The following is a 19,425-nucleotide window of genomic DNA, read 5'->3' on the forward strand; positions in this document are numbered from 1 at the left end:
CCAACTATGGCGCTTGAGGCTTACTTTAAGCACCAACGGTGGACCAGTGAGATGGGCGCGTGAATGAGGGTGGTAGCTTAGTGTTGGCGTCACCCTTTGCTGCGTTAAGCTGGGCCTGGGTGAGAAAGATACTATCAGTGAGATTGGCACCCCGGAGATCTGTATCTCGCAAATCTGCCCCGATAAGGTCGGCTACTCTCAGATCAGCTCCTCGGAGATCAGCTGCAATCAGGTATGCCCCTCTTAAGTTGGCCCCTCTGAGGTCTGCTCCTTTAAGTTTGGCACCGATGAGATCGGCTCCTCTGTCGTAGGATTTTCGACGACCTACGGAGCTCTTTAACTGGCGAAGAGCTTCGGCTCGCACGAGTTCACTTGTCTGTTGGAGAAGAGCGTTGACATCTGCACGGTGAGCAACGACGTCTATTACTAAGAGCGAATCGGGATCGAGGTCAGCGAGTCGTTCCGTCTCTACGAGCGCCAAGCTCATCGCACCATGAATTGATCTAGCGGCTTGCAAAGTTAGCGCTTCTGACAAATACCAGAGGAGCTCATGGAGCTGTCGCATGAGGGGTAACAATTCGAACATTTGTTTCGCGGTTTCTGGTGCTTGGCGCCAGTCGCGTCCGCCGTAAGTACTTTGCGATATCTTTTGCCCCGCGCCGAAGCAATCATATACTGTACATCCTTTTAATCCTCGTTGTCTGAGGGTAGTGTGAATGCCACAACGGAAGTTATCTTGCAGGTTATGGCATGGCTGCCCGGCAGCTTTGTCCATCGCGAAGTCTACAGAGGCTGCAAATGGCAACGCGACACAGCACAAGCCGAAGCATTTCTCACAGTCAGCTTGCAAACTGAGGCGGCTTCTATGGGGAAGAGCACTTGAATTATTGTAATTCGTAGACATTATGGGGCTCCTTTAGCATCAACGTTAGAAATGATCTTTTTACAATTCTTATATGATAGTATCGGATCTCAGATCCGTCAATCTTTGTTATGAAATGGAAATAGGTTCAGAGAACGAAGGGAGTAAGATATGATAAATCTCGGGATTGTATTGGTTGTAAGTGTGTCCATCATTCGAGAAAGTAAAGTTTTGATCGTACAAGAAAACAAGCCGCAGGTCAGGAATACCTGGAATTTTCCATCTGGAAGGATAGAGCATGGAGAAGATATTCTAGCTGCTGCTCGTAGAGAAGTAAAAGAAGAAACTGGATATGATGTCAAGTTAACGGGAACAACCGGAACCTATAATTTTATTAGCAGGTTAGGCTCTCAAGTGATTATGTTTCATTTTACCGGTGAAATTGTTGGTGGTTCTCTTCAAATAGAAGCAAATGAGATCAAAGATAGCAGGTGGATAATGGTTTCTGATTTATTAAGCTCTGGTCTTATTGAAATTCGGGAGCCCGGTGTGATGAAACAAATAGCAGATAACCTCATCAAGGGAAACAACCATTCATTAGCGTTCTATAACACCCAATTGACCGAGTAGATACGGCACTATTTTCCCAATAAATAGTAAATTTCTCACAAATGAATCAACCCAATCTTCTCATGAGTAGTTCGATTGGGCCTCTTGTCAGCCATCTTCTCCACCTATAAGAAAAATAGAGGGAGATAATAAAATAACCGCACCCATAGGCAATTGCAAAAGCGAGATTTCCATTGTCCAACCTGCCAACTGCCTCTAGAAAACCTAATCCGATGACCACGTGTCCGATATAATGAGTTAACGATAGCTGACCGGTATTGATGAGTGTCTGCACCAGAAGGGATTTTTCAAATTTATCGACGATATAAACACTGACCGCAATGATGGCAATAGCTGAACAGGTCGCTGATAATACATAGAGAATGGTGGGTGGCATCGGTTTTGTCGTAAACAAATAACTTGTACTTTCATTATCTAATACAGATGAAGTCCATTGTATCAGTGAATAGGAAACCATCTCGAAAAAAACAATCCCTAATAAAGAATAGAGTAGTAACTTTAGTCGGTTTTCCGGGTCTAGCCAACGCTGCCTACCCATCCACATGCCAAAGAGGAAAAAGCTCAACCAGGGAAATAGGGGGTGAAATCCATTGAACAACAAATTGCGGAAAAACCCTTCAATCGTCCATAAGCTCGCATATTCGTGGAAGGTCGTGTCCCAGCCCTTACTGTAATCAAATACGATTAGAAACAACTGGGAAGCTAACAGGATAACAACAGTCAAACCAAGTATTCTGTTGTTGGACACTGTGATTAAGCCCGCGGCTACAAGCATAAACCCAGCATAATAATGTAAAATGTCAGCACTCCAGCCCACAAGCAGCAATAACATTCCCGTGATTAAAAGGAAAATAGCCCTCCTGTACAAGCTGCGCCGATTGTTTAGAATGAGGTCTTTGTTCATTGAACTTCTTGCTTTCCGAGTCATTAATGACACTCCGAGCCCTGCAAGCATGACAAACAGTGCCGAAGCTCTTCCTTCGAACAAACCCGCTATTTCGATCAACCATTTAGCTCCGTTGTTTTCGGCCTGCATCGCAAGCTTATAGTTCACGATAATCATTCCGAAGATCGCCCATGCCCTTGCAAAATCAAGAGCTGTTATACGCTGTGTCGAGTGGCTCATTTAGAATCCTCATCCTGAACGAGGGTAAGAACTGCTTTTGTCCATATGTCGGCATAATCATACTCGAAGCCGTAGCTGATAAAATGATCTATACTGTCAATGATCATGTTCAGTGTCTGTGCTTTGATCAATATATCATGGTCATGGATTGCCCCAATAGAAGCCCCGTGCTGCAATAAGTTGGCAAACCCCACAGTAAATCCATCTAATAATTCAAGCAATTTTTGCGAATATTTTGGGTTTCTGTAGCCCAATACTTGATACTGCTTCATGATGCGCGAGTAATTTTCATCTTCTTGCTGACTAGAAATCATTCTAAGGCCATCAGATATAAGCTTCTCTTTGAAGTTGTTGTTGGTGTAGTCCTGGATATTGAAAAAGTTTGTAAACCCGATACTCTTGCATATCTCATCAAACAGCACATCGATAATGATTTCTTTAGACAAAAAGTGGTAGTACAAAGCTGGCTTTGATATGTTCAGTTGTTTAGCGATCATGCTCATACTTGTCTTTTCAAATCCGTGTTCTGCGAATAAACGGTACCCCGCATTCAAAATATCAGTATACGTCGAAGTCATTTTCATTTTAACATCCCCCATTGAACTTACTTACCGATCGGTAAGTAAAGTTTATCGGATATCGTGGTTATTTGCAATATTTATTATGGATGATGGGATGGATGGGGTACTACAAAAGTTAGAACTACTGAATCTTAGGAGAACGGATATAATTCAGATAACTAGATTTTACATTCTAGAATTCGTGAGTGACTCGATTATATCTCAACTAGAGGAAGTGGAACTTGCTGTGCGATTTTATAAAAACCTATGTTTATTATTTGCATTTGTTTTATCCTATTGGATTGGTTTCCTCATGTATAAAAGTGCTCTTTGGGTGATCTGGAAGGAGAGACTGGGAGGGGACAACTATTCGGTCGTATTTTGGTCAGCGTTCGCATTTATTCCAATAGGGCTAATTTATCTGTTAATATGCGTTGTTATCAATCGTAAAGTGGGTCAACCCTTACTTCGCTATTCACTCTATCCGATTTGTTGTGGGCTAATTTTTGTGATACCAACTACATTCATTATCATATTGAATGGTGGTGGCAGTTTCTTTTCACCTGAAGCCCAGCTATTTAATATATTTTTTATCTCAACTGGTGTAACTTTTGGATTGGGATATCCATTCGTTTCAAAAGCGATTTCCTAAATAGGAAAGGGTGAAAATCAATGCTGGGACGAAAAATAACAGTCCTTGGGATTACTTTACTCATTGCTTTGATTTTGAACGGTTGCACGGATACTATCACCGACAACGTGTCTCAAAAGCAAATAAAGGCGATCGAGAACCCTGATTTGTCGTTAACGAAGGTAAAGGTAAGAACAGATGGCATGTTATCAGACGTTGGTTATCGTCACCCACATCCTTTTAGTGTGCAAAATGAGGTGTTAGTAGACTTGCAATACTACGAGCAACACGAAATTTCTCGTGGGGATATTGTGGTGTTTAAGACTAAGGACAAAACAGATCAAGAGCAAAACACAGATATCGCAAGAATCGTAGGGCTTCCTAATGAATCGGTGAGCATTAATAAGGGGCAAGTCTATATCGATAACAAAAAACTGGACGCTTTCTACGGTGATGATTCTACTTTTAACAACAATGATTCTTGGGACGCGGTAGCGTTGAAAGAATATGAGTACTATCTCTTAGCGGATGTGCGCTGGAGAGGCTTTAATGACAGTCAAACGGCAGGAGCATTCCTTAAGGACGAACTGTTAGGAAAAGTAGTCGGTTATCAAAATTGGTAAAATGTTGGATAATCTCGAAACATCGAAAGCAGTAAACTCGTCTATAGCGTTTGAGGTGATTGGCTATGAAATGGATGATGCATTTGGGAAAGACGTCGCTTTACCTTTTATTAATGATGATTGTTGTCAGCTGCGGAGCAATAGGCAATGGGGAAGTGACACGACAATCCCAAGTAGCTGATCCTGAGTCTGTCGTAGAGAAGGAAACAGAACCATGCATGGAAATTCTTGAATGGGTCGATTTCTTGATGATTAATAACATTAAGTATTATCACAACTACGATGGAACCAAAGCAGTAGCGGAGGAGATACTCGGAGACAAGGTAGGTTCAGTCTCTTATATGTTGAATGAGCATGCTTGCACGGATCATGTGGTGAAGAACGGGGATGCGGCATTTCTTCCGATAGGAACAGTTATATATGCTTTGCAGGGCTATAAGTCGGATTTCCGTGTCGTAGCGAATAACAAGATCTACGAAGTTAAGGATAATCCGAATGCGGCAACCATGGGAGAGCTATTAGACATCGACGGGCGAGTGGAGAAAGTTAGCCTAGAAAGCGCATACGACGGCAGTCCGATTGGTGACTTCAGTGAGGAGGCGTCCATAGCTTTCATTCAGGAGCTTCTGCCTCTGCCCTATGTCGGCTTCGATGCGGTATATATGAAAACAAAACATGAATCCGGTATTTTTCTACGCGTACATCTACAAGATGGTACGTCTTTTCGGATGGTCTATTATCCCAAAGCGAATGGTTTTACTGCGGGTGGTTTTGGAACAGAAAAATTGAAAGAGTTAATTATGGCTCAAAGAGCACAAATAAAAGCAGCGGCAGGATTGTAGAGAGAGAACCCTTTAAGGAGATGATATTTCCGGTGACCCTATTTTATTATTTTGCTACAAGCCATGAGTTTCCGACAGGCTCGTTTGGACAGAAGAAAACGGTTATGACTCTTATGCATTACGTGACGCATGTGAATCCTTCTGAGAAGGAGAATCCCTTCATGCAAGTGCTACTGGAGAAATATCCAGAGGGTGATAAGCTAATGGATATATACGAGACTGAAGAGGATGCAGCTGGCTTGTATATCACCGGACCCATACCCATTCAAGATCCTTCGCATGTATTTCGTCATCCATTCGTGTATCAAGTGAACTCTGAAGGCGGTTCTTTCCACATTAATGACGAAATTAAAGAGTCTTTCCCCACCAGCTACCAGAAGAACAAAAAATGCTTAACAGAGCTATTCGATTACCTTCGTCAAAATATGGAATTAGGTGAAGAGTTAGAGCTCTATTCTTGTTGGGCGCATGGGCGCGAACGACTGTTGGAGCCACCAAATAAGGAGCTCGATCTCGTGCTTGATCTAACCACATTTCGCTTAGAAAATGAGTTCGAGTGGAAAGAGCGTCAGTATATACGCGTAATAAAGTAAGCCTATCTTGATACAACTTTGACGTCCCCGACGTGCTAGCAACGTTCAGTTGTGTGTATGCGAAGGCCAAAAAAGTGCCTTGGTGGAGCGAGATTTTGAGTTGAACTGAAACCCGAGAGGGAATGAAAATGTGAAGTGTAAATGAGGAACCCTAGAATGTGCTTAAGTATGTGTTTTTGTTAAAAGAAAATAAAGTGTTAGTAGTCGATGCATTTAAAAGCAATTTTCCTTTTACCGCTGCTGACAATTTTGTATTTGAGCAATGTGGATATGAAGAGTTATAATTGGCTTAGAGAATTTAGAGATTACACATTAAACACACACCTAGAAGGACTTCATAGTGGGGGAATATGAGATGCAGCTAGCATATGAAATCGTTCATGCAACAAGAGATGAATTAGAAACCATTGTTGAAATTTATAATTCAACAATCACAAGTCGTATGGTAACAGCAGACTTGGAAATGGTCTCCGTTGAGGACCGAGTACATTGGTTTGATGAGCATTCTGAGCATCATAGACCACTGTGGGTGATGAAGGTCGACGGCGAGATTATCGCATGGCTTAGCTTCTCAACCTACAATGTTAGAGCCGCATATGATGCTACAGCTGAGATTAGCATCTATATTTCTCCGAAGAGTCGTTCGCGTGGTATCGGAAGTATTTTTCTTCAGAAAGCACTCGAGGAATGTCCGCGGTTACATATTCGCAATATCGTAGCTCTAGTTTTCGGACATAACCAGCCTAGTTTAGCGTTATTAAGAAAATTCGAGTTCGAGCAGTGGGGGTTTCTTCCAGGTGTCGCGACTTTGGATGGAATCGATAGAGACGTGGTCATCATGGGGAGAAAAGTGTAAGAAGGAGAGTGAATGAAGATGACTTTACTCATTGTCATTATCATCATTATTGGATTAGCAGGCATTATTGGAAATCAATATTCTTCATTACAAAGAATGAACCAAATGCAGAAGACGTTAGAGGAAATCAGGGATACCTTAAGAGAAAAGAAAGGTCAATCTTAAAATAAGGGACAGCCCACAAGCTAAACACTTGTGGGCTGTCCCATTTCATTAGAATAATTTAGTTGTCCAAGATTCGCAGTTCCAAATCTCGGTCGCAACTTCACGGTAAAATTCCGGTTCATGGCTAATGAGGAGGATGCTACCCTTGTAAGCTTGTAGCGCACGCTTCAATTCGTCCTTCGCATCAACGTCTAGGTGGTTCGTCGGCTCATCGAGTACGAGTAGGTTGGTTTCCTTATTGATCAGGTTACAGAGACGAACTTTGGCTTTCTCGCCACCACTGAGGACATGGATTTTACTTTCTATATGCTTTGTTGTTAGACCACACTTGGCAAGTGCAGCACGAACTTCGAATTGGGTCATAGACGGGAAGTTCTTCCATACGGCTTCAATACAAGTCTCGTCTTGATTTCCTTTGACTTCTTGCTCGAAGTAGCCGGTATACATGTTCTCACCTTGCTTCACAGAGCCTGAGAGAGGTGGGATCTCTCCGAGAAGGCTACGTAGCAACGTTGTTTTACCGATTCCGTTAGCTCCTACAATCGCGATCTTCTGTCCGCGTTCCATGAGTAAATCGATATTCCTACAAAGAGGCTCTTCATAACCGATGACCAAGCTCTTCGCTTCAAAGATGAGACGACTCGATGTACGAGCTTCCTTAAACCGGAATTCAGGCTTCGGCTTCTCTCTAGCAAGCTCGATAATATCCATGTTGTCGAGCTTCTTCTGACGGGACATGGCCATGTTACGAGTGGAGACACGAGCTTTGTTACGGGCTACAAAGTCTTTCAGATCATCAATTTCCTGTTGCTGACGTTTGAACGCGGATTCAAGCTGCTGCTTCTTAGCCTCGTGTAGGAGCAAGAAGTTATCATAATCACCCACATAACGGTTTAACTCTTGGTTACCCATGTGATAGATCAAGTTGATAACACTATTTAAGAAGGGGATATCATGAGAAACCAGAATAAAGGCATTCTCATATTCCTGCAAATAACGGCGAAGCCATTCGATATGTTGTTCGTCCAGGTAGTTGGTAGGCTCATCGAGTAAAAGAATGTCTGGCTTCTCAAGAAGTAGCTTAGCCAATAGCACCTTAGTCCGTTGTCCACCACTTAAATCATGCACATCCCGATCTAATCCGATATCTCCTAAACCGAGGCCACGAGCGATTTCTTCGATTTTGGCATCGATTAAATAGAAGTCATTATTCGTTAGGATATCTTGACTATTCCCTACTTCTTCTAAGAGCTGCTCCAGTTCCTCTGGTGTTGCAGATCCCATCTTCTCATACATGTCGTTCATTTCTGCTTCAAGATCCATCAGGTATTGAAATGCTCCACGAAGAGCATCGCGAATGGTCATACCCTTCTGTAAGACAGAATGCTGATCCAAGTAACCTACACGAACTTTTTTAGACCACTCGACTTTACCTGCATCTGGCTCCAAGCTTCCCGTTATGATATTCATAAACGTTGATTTTCCTTCGCCATTGGCACCAATAAGTCCTACATGCTCACCTTTAAGCAAACGAAATGAAACGTCATTAAATATCGCACGATCGCCAAAACCATGAGTTAAATTTTTAACTGTTAGAACGCTCATAATTAGACACCTTTTTCTTTATTCATCGTTTTTTTGCACACTAAATCTTATTATAATCTGGAGAAGGTGCAAAACTCAACGATTTCAAGTTTTATGCACATTACTGTTATAATATAGGAATTGAAATGAACTTAAATTTATATAAGGAGGAGGACTCTCAATGAACAAATGGATCATTCTAATAGCAATCACATTCATGCTTACAGGCTGTAATGAGAAATCAGCACCAAATGCAAGTAAACCCACGGCTACGGCTATTCCGAAAGAAACAACCTCAGTAACACCCGCTCCAACAGCTCCTTCTGCAGAACCAATACCCGTAACGTCAGAGTTGCTGGATACTAATAAGTTGCCTAACACTTTTGGATTCGCAAACAATGAGGGTAATCGCATCATTACGGTAGCAAGTCAGCAAGAACAGACGGATCAAGAGGGAAATGTGAGTGGGGAGTTAAAGGAACAATTAACGAAGGCAATCGGAGAACAGGGTCAGATACTTACAATACGGTATGTTAAGCATCAAGCCCGTTCAGAGAAAGATAACGGTAGACAAGCTGCTCATAATTTCGATAATCTTGAAGGCGACTTATATGAGGTTATCGAAGGTACTGCAGTTGCAAATGACAGCTATTATTTGATCAATGAAACCAGCTTCAACTTGAATTCTCTAATCAAGATTAACCCGTCAGAGCCTCAGGAGCCGCAAACAGCGATTGCCGATAAGATATCTAAATCTAAGAATAGAGCCATTACCCACAGCTGGCTATTAGCAACGACGGATAAAAACCAACAGATCTTCTTAGTTCAATTCGAACGGCAAGAAGATCAAATGTTGGCTAGTTTAGTCTTATATGATGGAGTACAAATGGTGTTTATGGATTACCCAGCCACATATGATGCAAATTCGACATGGCGGGTAGATGACCAAGGTGAAGTTATACCTGAGATGTTCTCATTTCTCTTCGCTGCAGCATCCTCAGACGGGATTGTAATCGCCGTGAAGTGGATGGGGGCGGAAGGTGAGAACATTACTGTACTCAAACAGTCAGGACAACGCTTTGTAGAGACGAGTATTGAAAGTGGACGTTACTTATCACCTATTTAACGGTATGATAACCGCGATCTCCGAAAGGCTGAAGCTGATCGATCCATTTGTCCGCTAATTTCTTTAATTCATCCTTTTGAATGACAAATGGATTATCACTTGGTTTGAGTACCTCTAATACTTCCATAACGAATGCATCCGGTCCTAGTTCGTTCCAATCCTTCTGAAGTTCTTTGTTCTTATCGGTACCCATGCGAAGAGACATACTGCGTCCGTTTAGTGATTTTAAATTGGGTGTAGTATCTACGGCTAGTTTGCCACTTATTGTGTTCCTAATCTGGTACACTCCGGCTTCAATTGGAATTTTTTTATACTGGTCCACCAATCGTGCTCGTTCTTCTTTGTTATTCATAGTCATCTTCTCCTATTCTTTAAGCCAATACTGGCTGCCATCAGGCTGTCGGTCTAGAAACCCGTAATCGATCAAATAACGTCTCAATGTGACATGATCCTCATATACCGTTTTGAGGATGTCATTGACTTCCTTCTCCGTATAATTGTGATTGCCCTGGAATCGTTTGGTGATTTCACGTAATACGATCAACTTATGCTTCTGCTGCATTTTGAAAGTAGAGAGGGGGCCATCCGTTCCATCGGGAAAATACTTCTTTAGTACTTTCTCAGCTTCATCTTGGGTGATGTTGTAACGATCATCGACCATTGTCGCTGACTTGTGTATGTCAACTATGGACGGCGCATGCTGGTCTTTTTCCTTCAGTAGCTCCATCATGACCAAGAATACTTTGGATTGGCGTTCCTTTTCCTTCAGGACAAAGCGATGATTGCGAATGGTGGAGGCACTACCTATGTCCATTTCCTTCTGAATTTCGCTGTCACTTTTCCCTTGATGAAACAGATGGAGTAGGCTGTTCTGATGGTCTGTAAGGCCGGTCAGCTTCTTATCCAAACCAATCAGATAATCAAATACCGAGCCATGGGTATGCTCAATATGAATACGCATATATTTCTCAGCGTCATAGTAAACGCCATCCTCTGGATAAATGACACCAAGCTCTGTCCTCTTACCGCACAATAAACATACATAATAATCGTTTTCCCGAATATATCCTTGTTTGAGCTCGTCAATCGAGGAATTCCAGAAGAACTCTGACACATTCATTATTCAAACACATCCTAATAATGTTTATAATTATATAGACAATATATAATTATGTTTGTTTAATGTCAACTTGGAGGAGATATAATCCATACCTAATCTATACCTCGGATCATCAGTGATGTATAATTATGGAAGTGATTTAAGGCGTTCATACGAAGTAACGACATGATTACACAAACGGAATCAAAGAGTAGTACACTTCAGGGAGGTAGCTTAAATGAGTAAATATTGGAGTGAATTAACCGCATCACTTGTTCCGTACGTTCCGGGAGAGCAACCTAAGGACCAACAATATATCAAATTGAATACAAACGAGAACCCGTATCCACCTTCCCCTAAGGTGATCGCAGCTATTCATGCCGCTACGAATTCTGATCTACGATTATATCCTGATCCAACGTGCGACGAGCTTAGAGAATCACTAGCTACATACTATCAGCTATCGAAAGAGCATATTTTCGTAGGCAATGGCTCGGATGAAATATTGGCTTTCGCTTTTCAAGCCTTCTTCTCCGCAGCAAAGCCCATCTTATTTCCGGACATTTCCTACACATTTTATCCAGTTTACGCGAAGTTATATGGTATTAATTATGAGACGATACCGACGGGTGATCAGTTTGAGATCGATGCGAAGCGCTTCTGCATCCCGAATGGCGGCATTATTATCCCGAATCCCAATGCGCCTACAGCCCGCTTTATGTTGGTTGAGCACCTTAAGGAAATTCTAGATGCTAACCAGGATCAGGTGGTCATCGTGGATGAGGCGTACATCGATTTTGGCGGGGAGTCGGTCTTGCCGTACGTTATGGATTATCCCAATTTGCTAGTCGTACAAACGTTATCCAAATCACGTTCGTTAGCTGGTTTGCGTGTGGGGATGGCAATGGGGCATCCTGATCTAATTGAAGGATTAAACAGGATCAAGAATTCATTTAATTCTTATACGTTGGATCGCTTAGCGTTGGCGGGTGCCGTTGCTGCAATAGAGGATAAAGCCTACTTCGAGGAAACAAATCGTAAAGTTGTCGCAACAAGAGAGTGGACCCATGAAGCGTTGAAGCCGTTAGGGTTTCAAGTCATAGCATCCAAAGCTAATTTTATCTTCGTCACCCACCCACAAATTTCGGCGCAGGAGCTATTCCATACGTTGAAGAGCAGAGGAATTCTCGTTCGATACTTCAACAAACCGAGGATAGATCAATATTTGCGTGTTAGTATTGGAACCGATGAGGAAATGAAAATATTCATGACAGCTCTAAGTGAAATCGTCGCGCAAAAAGTTTAGCAATTGGTGTACGGAGCAATTATTTAACCACATAAAGGAGTTGTTTCTCATGACAGAGGATATGAAATATCCAATAGGTCATTTCAACCATGAAGGACCAATTACCGTTCAGCAACGAGTCGACTGGATCACGGAGATTTCAGTCCTGCCAACGAGGCTTGCTGCCGCTTTACAAGGTCTAAGCTCTGAACAGCTTGATACCCCTTATCGACCAGAGGGGTGGACGATTAGGCAGGTCACCCATCATATTGCGGACAGTCATCTGAATAGTTTCACACGATTTAAGCTGGCTTTGACTGAAGAGCAACCCACTATTAAGCCTTATTATGAAGATCGCTGGGCGCTACTCTCTGATACGTTAGAAGCACCAGTGGAGCTGTCTACAACTTTAATTAAAGCTCTACATGAACGCTGGGTGATATTGCTTCGTTCTATGACAGACGAAGATTATGCTCGAACGTTCTTCCACCCTGGTTCGAAGCAGGTTAATCGCTTGGAGCATGCGACAGGGATGTACGCATGGCATGGACGACATCACGTTGCGCACATTACTTCTCTTCGAGTGAGAATGGGCTGGTAATAAGAGCAAGTCAAATGTAGCAAAATTGGTTTTACATGGCTTAGTTCATTACTTCTCCTATGGAGATCGAGTGATCATTTGATGGCTGTAATCCTGCGCGAATAGGGCTACCTTCGATAAGAAGGAGCCCTGATCTATCTCACCTATGTTAATTAATGAACTTATAGCCGACACCCCAAACCGTCTTAATAAATTGCGGTTCTTTTGGATTGTTTTCCAGCTTGCGTCTTAGATTGGTAACATGAACGTCAATGGCACGATCATTTATGAAAGAATCAATTCCACGAACAGTATTAATTAATTCCTCCCGACTGAATACTCGGTTAGGATGCTGGTAGAATAACTTCATGATCTCGTATTCGGAGAAGGTGGTCTCGATATGCTCACCGTTAAGTACGATTGTTCTGCGTTCTAGATCGAGTTGTAGCCCTAGTTGTGGTTCAGCAGGTTGGGAAACACCATGATGCATGGGCTGAGCTGCGGCTAGACGAGGACTTGCTGTTCTTCGAAGTACGGCATCCATTCTAACCTTAAGCTCTTGCATACTGAATGGTTTAACGAGGAAATCATCCGCACCAGAGCTAATCGCCTGGATTCGAACGGTAACAGATGGCTTCATGGAAATCACAATGATCGGGATTGCGGTGAGCTGCCTAAACTCTGAACACAGCTCTGTTCCACTAGCATCCGGTAGCATCAGGTCAAGCAGCAATATATCTGGGTCAAATGTGCTTAATGCAAATTTGCCTTCTCTAGAGGACTCCACGCGATGTACTTCAAAACTCTCTTCTGTTAGATAGAGGGTGAGCATTTCTCCGATGATAGGATCATCTTCAATAACGAGTACTCTCGTCAATTCAGTCACACCCTTTAAGAGTTTGTTAGGAATACTCATACTTTACTAATATTTAACTCTATTATATATTGTCGAACGGTGTTCGTCTAACTCCTTTTTTGCAAGGTTAGGCTGTTAATCGATTCTAGTCCTTCTTGAAGTGCCCTGGAAAGGGCGTCTAAAGGCTGAAGGATGTCTTCATTGTCTTCTAGCGTTTTTTCCATCGTAGATGCAGCTTCCTGTATAGCTGTTGCCCCTAAGTGACCTGCAGCACCACTTAAGGAGTGGACTAGACGAATAGCGCCTTTCCGATTTCCTTCATTTAGAAGAATGTTAAGCTTACTATAGGTTTCGGTATGCTGGGCTAAAAATTTATCTAACAGCTGCAAATAAAGCATGCTTTTGCCATCCAATCTACTTAATGCAAGTGATACATCAATTCCTGGCGTGATCGGCCATTCAAGGATATCCTTATCAATCATGCTAGGAGAAACAGGTAGAGGTAACGGCAGCCACTTACTTAGTACAGCTAACAAGATATCAGGTTCAATAGGCTTTGTAAGGATATCATTCATTCCGGCTGCTAAGCATTTCACGTGTTGCTCCTTCGTAATGTCAGCCGTTAATGCGATAATTGGCAATTGTTCAGAGCTAAATCTTCTACGAATTTCAATCGTAGCTTCAATACCATCCATCCCAGGCATATGCAAGTCCATAAGGATCAAATTAACATTCGAATGTTCCAGGTCCGTCACAGCTACAGCCTCTGAACCGCTCTCCAATAACTCAACCTCAAATCCACTTTGGCTAAGCAATTGTTTTACAACTAATCTGTTAATAATCTGATCATCAACGACTAATATCCGTAAAGAACTATGGAAAGGGCTTTGATTGGGATACTTGATGGCCTCTTCAGAATGAGGGATAAGCTTCTTGTCAGCTTTGGAGTTAGTAAATACTTGCAAAGCCTGCTGCAGCTGTAATGGAGTCACGGGCTTAACAAGTACAGCCATTGGCTTATACTCATCAGGAAGCTGGTGAAGAGCATCTCTACCTAGTAACGAGGTATTGGAGATGATCTTAATCTCATGCGCATCCAATACAGTCTTCCAGTTCTTCCATGTTTCTTCACCATGCATATCTCCGGCTTCCATATCCACAATAAACAGATCCCATTTTAGCTCATGCAGATGTGTCTTAGCGTGCTCCCAAGAGGATACTGTAACGACATGACAGCCAAATGAAGAGAGAAGGGAGCTCCAGTATTTGGCGATCAGATCATTGTCCTCAAGTACGATGATTTTCAGTCCAAGAGGGTAAGGCTTTATTGGAAGGGGCAGCTTGTTGTCTATCGGGAAAATCAGCTCGAAGCTAAAGGTGCTGCCTCCATGATAGAGGCTATCCACGTTAATCTTTCCACCCATACTTTCGATTATCGTTTGTGAGATCACTAGACCAAGACCTGTACCGCCATATTTGCGACTTGTTTTCTCATCCACTTGTACGAAGGGTCTGAATAATTGATCAAGCTGTTGCTGAGTCATCCCAATTCCTGAATCAATCACCTGAAAGTTAAGGCGAGCTTGTCCATTGGCTATGTCGACCAATGAGATGGCAAGCTCTATTAAACCGATATTCGTAAACTTAATCGCATTGGTGCCTAGATTAAGGAGCACTTGCTCTAACCGTGTGGGATCTCCGATAAGCCAATCCGGCACTTGGGGGTCTAAGTGAATAATAAAATCAATATTCTTAGTGCCTAACAGCACAGAGAAAATACCTCCGAGTCGGTTGAGTGATTCCTCTACCCGAAATGGCAATTGCTCAAGTGTTAATTTGTCGGCTTCGAATTTGGAAAAATCCAAAATATCATTCAGTATACGCAACAAGTTTTGAGAGGAATCCGAGATTTGAAGCAAGTAATCTGCTTGGATTTTCGTTAATTCTGAACGTTGAAGTAAATAAGTTAAACCGATAATTCCGTTAAGAGGTGTGCGGATTTCATGACTCATCCTAGCGAGGAAGGTGCTCTTCGCTTCATTGGCTAAGTCCGCTTCATTTTTCGCATTAACAAGCTGAAGCTCGATTTCCTTCTGCTCGGATATATCTCGTACGATCGTGGAGAAGAAAGTGTCGGAATCATCATGCGTTCGATGTGCGACAACGGTAATCGATGTCATCTGAACTTCGTTGTTAACATTAATAAATTCAATTTCACTTTGCCAGAAGCCATGCTTCTGAGCTTCTGTTAAACCATCCGCGAATTTGACCGTCATCGGTATCGGCATGTACTGACTAAGCCGTTGATTATGTTCACTGATGGCTTCAATGCCAAGAAAAGCATGGCCTGCCTGGTTAAGATAAAAGATAGATCCCCGCAAATCGAAGGAAGCGATCATATCATGAGCACTAGCCATTATTTCTAGTAGCCGTGTGTTCATTTCAACAGCTTGTTTAATCTCGCTAATATCCCTTGCAATCAGTACATACCCCTTGATGGTTCCATCCGGATACCGCATGACGCTAGGATTTAAGGAGACCCGTATACGGGTTCCTTCACGATTAATCCATATCCATTCCCAATCCGGTAAAAATCCATTTTGTGAGAGCAAGAATAAAAGGGATTCATCCATCGCTATTGTACGTTTAAGCGTGTCTGAGTAAAAATTGGCCCGATCATGCAATTGATCATGATCATGCCAGAGTAGGAGAGACTTCCTTCCGATGACCTCGTTCTCCTCGTAGCCTAATATTTCCACAGCTCTTTGGTTAAACGCTGTAATAACGAACTCGGAATTGGTTACGATCATCGCATACTGATTGTGGTGAATGAAAGCCTGGAAAGGCTCGAATAAGTTCTGCAAGTTTTCGATCATTCCATTAACGGAGCTAGACAATGTTCCCATCTCATCTTGGCTTTGAATGTCTAACGGTCGAGTGTAGAAATTACCAGCGGCAACATTCTTCGTGACTTCAACGACCTGTTTAAGTCTATTAAGGATAGACTTTTGTGCAATAATAAATAAACAAATTCCCAGAATGATCTCAGTCAAAGCGATTAAACCTACATTCATCCATGATGCACGACGAAAAGGCGCTTCAAATTCTTCCTTTGCAATTGAAAAAACGGCATACCAGTCTTTATTCGGTATTTTTAAATAGAACATTTTCAAAGAGCGCCCATATAATTGACCTTCACCATAACCTTCTTCAATATCGCCCATTTGCTGGGCAAAATCACGAATGGCGGGTTCGTCTTTCGAGGAATCTTGCATTAAGATGGGAGATTCCTTGGAGTAATATAAAATATTAGTATCCCGATCAACCAAGATGATCGCACTTTCTTCATATTCTGAAGAGCGTACATTTAATTGATCTCCGAACAACTGGGAGGGATCAAGCGCGAAACCGATCGTTCCTATGATTCCATTAAAAGAATTGTATCGAGGAACCATTAGCCATAACATGGGTTTACCTTGAACATCCAATAAAAGGTGAGAGTAGCCGGAATCTCCTTTCAAAGCTTGCTGGTACGCTTCAATTCCTCCTACGGGTACAACTGTACCGTCGAGCATGATCATCGAACCATCAATTCCTGCTATCCCGATTTGAGTTGTCAATAAGTTAGATAGAGGGACGTCTTCCCTTAAAAAGGCAAGCTGCAATTCAATCGTCTTCAGATCTTGAGGAATCGTATGTCTCACTAATTCTGCTTCTTTAATTCGAAGTGCCAGCTTTGTATTGAGATTGGCAACGGTGCTCTTCAGATTGATCATACTATGCTTAATTAATTGCTTGTTCATTTGTTTATTTGAGGTTTCATAGTTAATTAAATTCATCATGATAAAGGAAATGGAGTTTATTAAGATGAGCACGAGAACGATCTTAAAGCGAAGGGACCGGAACAAATTGGAGTACACCCCCGAGTAGGTTTTGGGTAAATCTTCTAATCCTGACTCTCTCTATCATAACGAATCAAGGCGTAATTCGACAGACCCAACTTTATTGATCCTATATGCGCAAGATCAAAAAAAGCTTCCAACCCAATGGGTGGAAGCCAAATGATCAAATCTATTAATGACATTAATCCATTTATTAATGTAGGATGGGTAGCACAACAGTCAATACCGCTCCTAAACGGACATGATTGCTGGCGGATACTTCACCCCCATGCATATTCACGATCTTCTTCACAATCGATAATCCCAACCCGCTTCCGCTACCAGAACGTTCGCGGGCTTTGTCTTCTTTATAGAACCGTTCGAACAGATGGGGGAGAGCCTCATCGGACACCCCATCACCACTGTCGGTGATAACAATTCGAATAAGATCAGCATTCCTAACAAGCTCTACGCTAATTGTCCCGCCTTCAGGCGTGAACTTGATACTGTTATGCAGTAGATTTACCCATACCTGGCTAAGTAAATCTTCATCCGCATGAATAATGAGCTCAGGTAATTCAACATCCATCTCAATGTTTTTTTCTTGCCACAAGGGTTCACACGAGAGAATGATATGTCGAATTTGTCTATCTAACCGATATGGCTTTACTTCGAAGGGATGATGCTTAGATTCCAATGAGGTAAGCTTGAGTAAGTTATCGCTCATGCGGGAAAGACGCTTGCTTTCTGTTTCGATAATCTCTAGGTAGTGTTTTCGCGTTTCAGGTGAAAGCTTGTCGTTCTGCAGAGCTTTGGCAAACCCAGTTATCGAGGTAAGTGGAGACTGGATTTCATGAGAGACGTTCGAAACGAATTCTTGTCGCATCTGCTCCATCTGGCTAAGCTCAGTAGCCATTTCGTTAAAGCCGGTTACCAATGGACCGAATTGCCCCATAAATCGAGTGTTCGTTTCTAAATTCACGTTGAAATCGCCTTTAGACAGCTTTTTCATCGCGTCAAGAAGCTGTAAGATCCAATCCATGCTTCGGCGCACCGGAGCAAAAAAGCGACGGACCAGAAGCGTCGTGTAAAATAAGATAAACAATCCTAGGACAACGGTTAAATATTGACGAAGTAGATCGTGTCCGTATTCTGGGAACCAAGTGTTATAGATGAAGCCCATAAGAGCGTAGGCAAGTCCCCAGCTTGCGGCTATAGTGACTTGAATGCCGATCGTGGTTAAGACAACCCACTTCTTCGGAGGACGAAATTGTAGACTTAGTTCTTTCATTCGTCTCCGATGTTCCGCATCCTCCGGCTGACCTCCATCAAACCAACGATTCTTTTCGTTAGGGTTCCTTCGCAGATTCCGGGAGGCTCTACCAAACCCACGTTCCCGATCTTTGTGCTCCTGATGCTGCTCGGGGTTTCCTGTATCACGGTGTCGTTTCATGACGTCACCTCCAGTCGATAGCCAAGCCCACGAATTGTCGTAATACGAAATCCGAACTGTCCATCGGGAAACCTCTCACGCAGCCTTTTAACATGTACATCTACAGTACGTTCATCCCCTTCATAATCGAAGCCCCATAATTGTTCGATCAGCTGCTCTCTGGAAAACGTTTTACCCGGGTAGCTAGCCAATTTAAATAGAAGTTCGAATTCTTTAAGCGGAAGAGTAAGCTGTTGGTCTTCGACTTGTACAGTAAAGATGTGGCGATTCAGAACGATGCTTCCGACGGATACGTTCTGAGAGACGGATATCCGATAGCGCTTGAGTAATGCCTTCACTCTGGCAACAAGCTCAACTGGCTCGAACGGCTTGACGATATAATCGTCCGTTCCAAGCTGGAAGCCTTTAAGCTTCTGAGTGGTTTCACCTTTGGCGGTTAGCATGATCAAAGGCATCTCATAATGCTCGCGCAGCTCCTGACACAGCTCCCAACCATCCATGTGAGGCATCATAATGTCGAGGATGACAAGATCAACGGTCGTTGCTTCAAGAAGCTGAAGGGCGTGAGCTCCATTCGTCGCTTCGCAGACATCGAATCCCTCCTGCTCAAGAAAGACTTTCACAAGCTCGCGAATATGCGGATCATCATCTACGACGAGAATTCTAGTCATCT

Annotated in this window: 19 protein-coding genes; 9 read left to right on the forward strand and 10 right to left on the reverse strand. The window is 42.7% G+C overall.

Going from position 1 to position 19,425, the window contains the following annotated elements; translation table 11 throughout:
* Nucleotides 1–25: 25 nt before the first annotated feature.
* Nucleotides 26–904: a pentapeptide repeat-containing protein gene (locus tag M1K58_RS05015; RefSeq protein WP_256757558.1), complete on the reverse strand. Its 879-nt coding sequence runs from the start codon at nucleotides 902–904 to the stop codon at nucleotides 26–28.
* 129 nt (nucleotides 905–1,033) lie between these two features.
* Between M1K58_RS05015 and M1K58_RS05020 the strand changes: the two genes are divergently transcribed.
* Entirely contained in the window at nucleotides 1,034–1,492 is a 459-nt protein-coding gene (locus tag M1K58_RS05020) for an NUDIX hydrolase (RefSeq protein ID WP_256757559.1), read from the forward strand.
* Nucleotides 1,493–1,538: 46 nt separating this feature from the next.
* On the opposite strand, the gene M1K58_RS05025 is transcribed toward M1K58_RS05020, so the two are convergent.
* Both M1K58_RS05025 and M1K58_RS05030 read right to left on the reverse strand, forming a co-directional pair.
* Nucleotides 1,539–2,618, reverse strand: a complete 1,080-nt coding sequence (locus M1K58_RS05025; RefSeq protein ID WP_256757560.1) for a DUF418 domain-containing protein — start codon at nucleotides 2,616–2,618, stop codon at nucleotides 1,539–1,541.
* Nucleotides 2,615–3,202, reverse strand: a complete 588-nt coding sequence (locus tag M1K58_RS05030; protein WP_256757561.1) for a TetR/AcrR family transcriptional regulator — start codon at nucleotides 3,200–3,202, stop codon at nucleotides 2,615–2,617. The genes M1K58_RS05025 and M1K58_RS05030 overlap by 4 nt, the downstream gene beginning before the upstream one ends.
* A gap of 648 nt (nucleotides 3,203–3,850) precedes the next feature.
* Between M1K58_RS05030 and lepB the strand changes: the two genes are divergently transcribed.
* From lepB to M1K58_RS05055, 5 genes are all read left to right on the forward strand, one after another.
* Complete coding sequence (gene lepB, locus M1K58_RS05035) at nucleotides 3,851–4,432, forward strand: signal peptidase I (protein ID WP_256757562.1); 582 nt, start codon at nucleotides 3,851–3,853, stop codon at nucleotides 4,430–4,432.
* A gap of 65 nt (nucleotides 4,433–4,497) precedes the next feature.
* Complete coding sequence (locus M1K58_RS05040) at nucleotides 4,498–5,274, forward strand: hypothetical protein (RefSeq protein WP_256757563.1); 777 nt, start codon at nucleotides 4,498–4,500, stop codon at nucleotides 5,272–5,274.
* A gap of 32 nt (nucleotides 5,275–5,306) precedes the next feature.
* Entirely contained in the window at nucleotides 5,307–5,867 is a 561-nt protein-coding gene (locus M1K58_RS05045) for a hypothetical protein (RefSeq protein ID WP_256757564.1), read from the forward strand.
* Between the two features lie 355 nt (nucleotides 5,868–6,222).
* Nucleotides 6,223–6,723, forward strand: a complete 501-nt coding sequence (locus M1K58_RS05050) for a GNAT family N-acetyltransferase (protein ID WP_256757565.1) — start codon at nucleotides 6,223–6,225, stop codon at nucleotides 6,721–6,723.
* A 12-nt stretch (nucleotides 6,724–6,735) separates the two neighbouring features.
* Nucleotides 6,736–6,888 (forward strand): hypothetical protein, encoded by a 153-nt coding sequence (locus M1K58_RS05055; protein WP_256757566.1) that lies wholly within the window; start codon nucleotides 6,736–6,738, stop codon nucleotides 6,886–6,888.
* A gap of 48 nt (nucleotides 6,889–6,936) precedes the next feature.
* Here the strand turns inward: M1K58_RS05055 and abc-f are convergent, their stop codons facing one another.
* On the reverse strand, nucleotides 6,937–8,493 hold the full coding sequence (gene abc-f / locus M1K58_RS05060; protein WP_256757567.1) for a ribosomal protection-like ABC-F family protein: 1,557 nt from the start codon (nucleotides 8,491–8,493) through the stop codon (nucleotides 6,937–6,939).
* Between the two features lie 160 nt (nucleotides 8,494–8,653).
* Between abc-f and M1K58_RS05065 the strand changes: the two genes are divergently transcribed.
* Nucleotides 8,654–9,598 (forward strand): hypothetical protein, encoded by a 945-nt coding sequence (locus M1K58_RS05065; RefSeq protein ID WP_256757568.1) that lies wholly within the window; start codon nucleotides 8,654–8,656, stop codon nucleotides 9,596–9,598.
* Here the strand turns inward: M1K58_RS05065 and M1K58_RS05070 are convergent.
* Nucleotides 9,591–9,950, reverse strand: a complete 360-nt coding sequence (locus tag M1K58_RS05070) for a GIY-YIG nuclease family protein (protein WP_256757569.1) — start codon at nucleotides 9,948–9,950, stop codon at nucleotides 9,591–9,593. The genes M1K58_RS05065 and M1K58_RS05070 overlap by 8 nt on opposite strands.
* A gap of 12 nt (nucleotides 9,951–9,962) precedes the next feature.
* Nucleotides 9,963–10,718, reverse strand: coding sequence for a DUF2087 domain-containing protein (locus M1K58_RS05075; protein ID WP_256757570.1), 756 nt, complete (start codon nucleotides 10,716–10,718; stop codon nucleotides 9,963–9,965).
* Between the two features lie 217 nt (nucleotides 10,719–10,935).
* Between M1K58_RS05075 and hisC the strand changes: the two genes are divergently transcribed.
* A complete protein-coding gene (hisC, locus tag M1K58_RS05080) occupies nucleotides 10,936–12,003 on the forward strand; it encodes a histidinol-phosphate transaminase (protein WP_256757571.1) in 1,068 nt (355 codons plus the stop codon).
* Nucleotides 12,004–12,052: 49 nt separating this feature from the next.
* A complete protein-coding gene (locus M1K58_RS05085) occupies nucleotides 12,053–12,583 on the forward strand; it encodes a YfiT family bacillithiol transferase (RefSeq protein ID WP_256757572.1) in 531 nt (176 codons plus the stop codon).
* A gap of 148 nt (nucleotides 12,584–12,731) precedes the next feature.
* Here M1K58_RS05085 and M1K58_RS05090 read toward each other — a convergent pair whose 3' ends face one another.
* From M1K58_RS05090 to M1K58_RS05105, 4 genes are all read right to left on the reverse strand, one after another.
* Nucleotides 12,732–13,439, reverse strand: a complete 708-nt coding sequence (locus tag M1K58_RS05090) for a response regulator transcription factor (RefSeq protein ID WP_256757573.1) — start codon at nucleotides 13,437–13,439, stop codon at nucleotides 12,732–12,734.
* Nucleotides 13,440–13,525: 86 nt separating this feature from the next.
* A complete protein-coding gene (locus M1K58_RS05095; protein ID WP_256757574.1) occupies nucleotides 13,526–17,326 on the reverse strand; it encodes a response regulator in 3,801 nt (1,266 codons plus the stop codon).
* Nucleotides 17,327–17,513: 187 nt separating this feature from the next.
* On the reverse strand, nucleotides 17,514–18,752 hold the full coding sequence (locus M1K58_RS05100; protein ID WP_256757575.1) for a sensor histidine kinase: 1,239 nt from the start codon (nucleotides 18,750–18,752) through the stop codon (nucleotides 17,514–17,516).
* Nucleotides 18,749–19,423, reverse strand: coding sequence for a response regulator transcription factor (locus tag M1K58_RS05105; protein WP_256757576.1), 675 nt, complete (start codon nucleotides 19,421–19,423; stop codon nucleotides 18,749–18,751). The genes M1K58_RS05100 and M1K58_RS05105 overlap by 4 nt, the downstream gene beginning before the upstream one ends.
* Nucleotides 19,424–19,425: the final 2 nt, after the last annotated feature.

Origin of the sequence: Cohnella sp. WQ 127256, assembly GCF_024519285.1 — a bacterium.
Classification (GTDB): Bacteria; Bacillota; Bacilli; order Paenibacillales; family Paenibacillaceae; genus Cohnella.

What these genes read in the sequence shown, in the direction of transcription:
- M1K58_RS05015 (WP_256757558.1), bottom strand. Translation starts at nt 904, where the DNA reads ATGTCTACGAATTACAATAATTCAAGTGCTCTTCCCCATAGAAGCCGC.
- M1K58_RS05020 (WP_256757559.1), top strand. Translation starts at nt 1,034, where the DNA reads ATGATAAATCTCGGGATTGTATTGGTTGTAAGTGTGTCCATCATTCGA.
- M1K58_RS05025 (WP_256757560.1), bottom strand. Translation starts at nt 2,618, where the DNA reads ATGAGCCACTCGACACAGCGTATAACAGCTCTTGATTTTGCAAGGGCA.
- M1K58_RS05030 (WP_256757561.1), bottom strand. Translation starts at nt 3,202, where the DNA reads ATGAAAATGACTTCGACGTATACTGATATTTTGAATGCGGGGTACCGT.
- lepB (WP_256757562.1), top strand. Translation starts at nt 3,851, where the DNA reads ATGCTGGGACGAAAAATAACAGTCCTTGGGATTACTTTACTCATTGCT.
- M1K58_RS05040 (WP_256757563.1), top strand. Translation starts at nt 4,498, where the DNA reads ATGAAATGGATGATGCATTTGGGAAAGACGTCGCTTTACCTTTTATTA.
- M1K58_RS05050 (WP_256757565.1), top strand. Translation starts at nt 6,223, where the DNA reads ATGCAGCTAGCATATGAAATCGTTCATGCAACAAGAGATGAATTAGAA.
- M1K58_RS05055 (WP_256757566.1), top strand. Translation starts at nt 6,736, where the DNA reads ATGAAGATGACTTTACTCATTGTCATTATCATCATTATTGGATTAGCA.
- abc-f (WP_256757567.1), bottom strand. Translation starts at nt 8,493, where the DNA reads ATGAGCGTTCTAACAGTTAAAAATTTAACTCATGGTTTTGGCGATCGT.
- M1K58_RS05065 (WP_256757568.1), top strand. Translation starts at nt 8,654, where the DNA reads ATGAACAAATGGATCATTCTAATAGCAATCACATTCATGCTTACAGGC.
- M1K58_RS05070 (WP_256757569.1), bottom strand. Translation starts at nt 9,950, where the DNA reads ATGAATAACAAAGAAGAACGAGCACGATTGGTGGACCAGTATAAAAAA.
- M1K58_RS05075 (WP_256757570.1), bottom strand. Translation starts at nt 10,718, where the DNA reads ATGAATGTGTCAGAGTTCTTCTGGAATTCCTCGATTGACGAGCTCAAA.
- hisC (WP_256757571.1), top strand. Translation starts at nt 10,936, where the DNA reads ATGAGTAAATATTGGAGTGAATTAACCGCATCACTTGTTCCGTACGTT.
- M1K58_RS05085 (WP_256757572.1), top strand. Translation starts at nt 12,053, where the DNA reads ATGACAGAGGATATGAAATATCCAATAGGTCATTTCAACCATGAAGGA.
- M1K58_RS05100 (WP_256757575.1), bottom strand. Translation starts at nt 18,752, where the DNA reads ATGAAACGACACCGTGATACAGGAAACCCCGAGCAGCATCAGGAGCAC.
- M1K58_RS05105 (WP_256757576.1), bottom strand. Translation starts at nt 19,423, where the DNA reads ATGACTAGAATTCTCGTCGTAGATGATGATCCGCATATTCGCGAGCTT.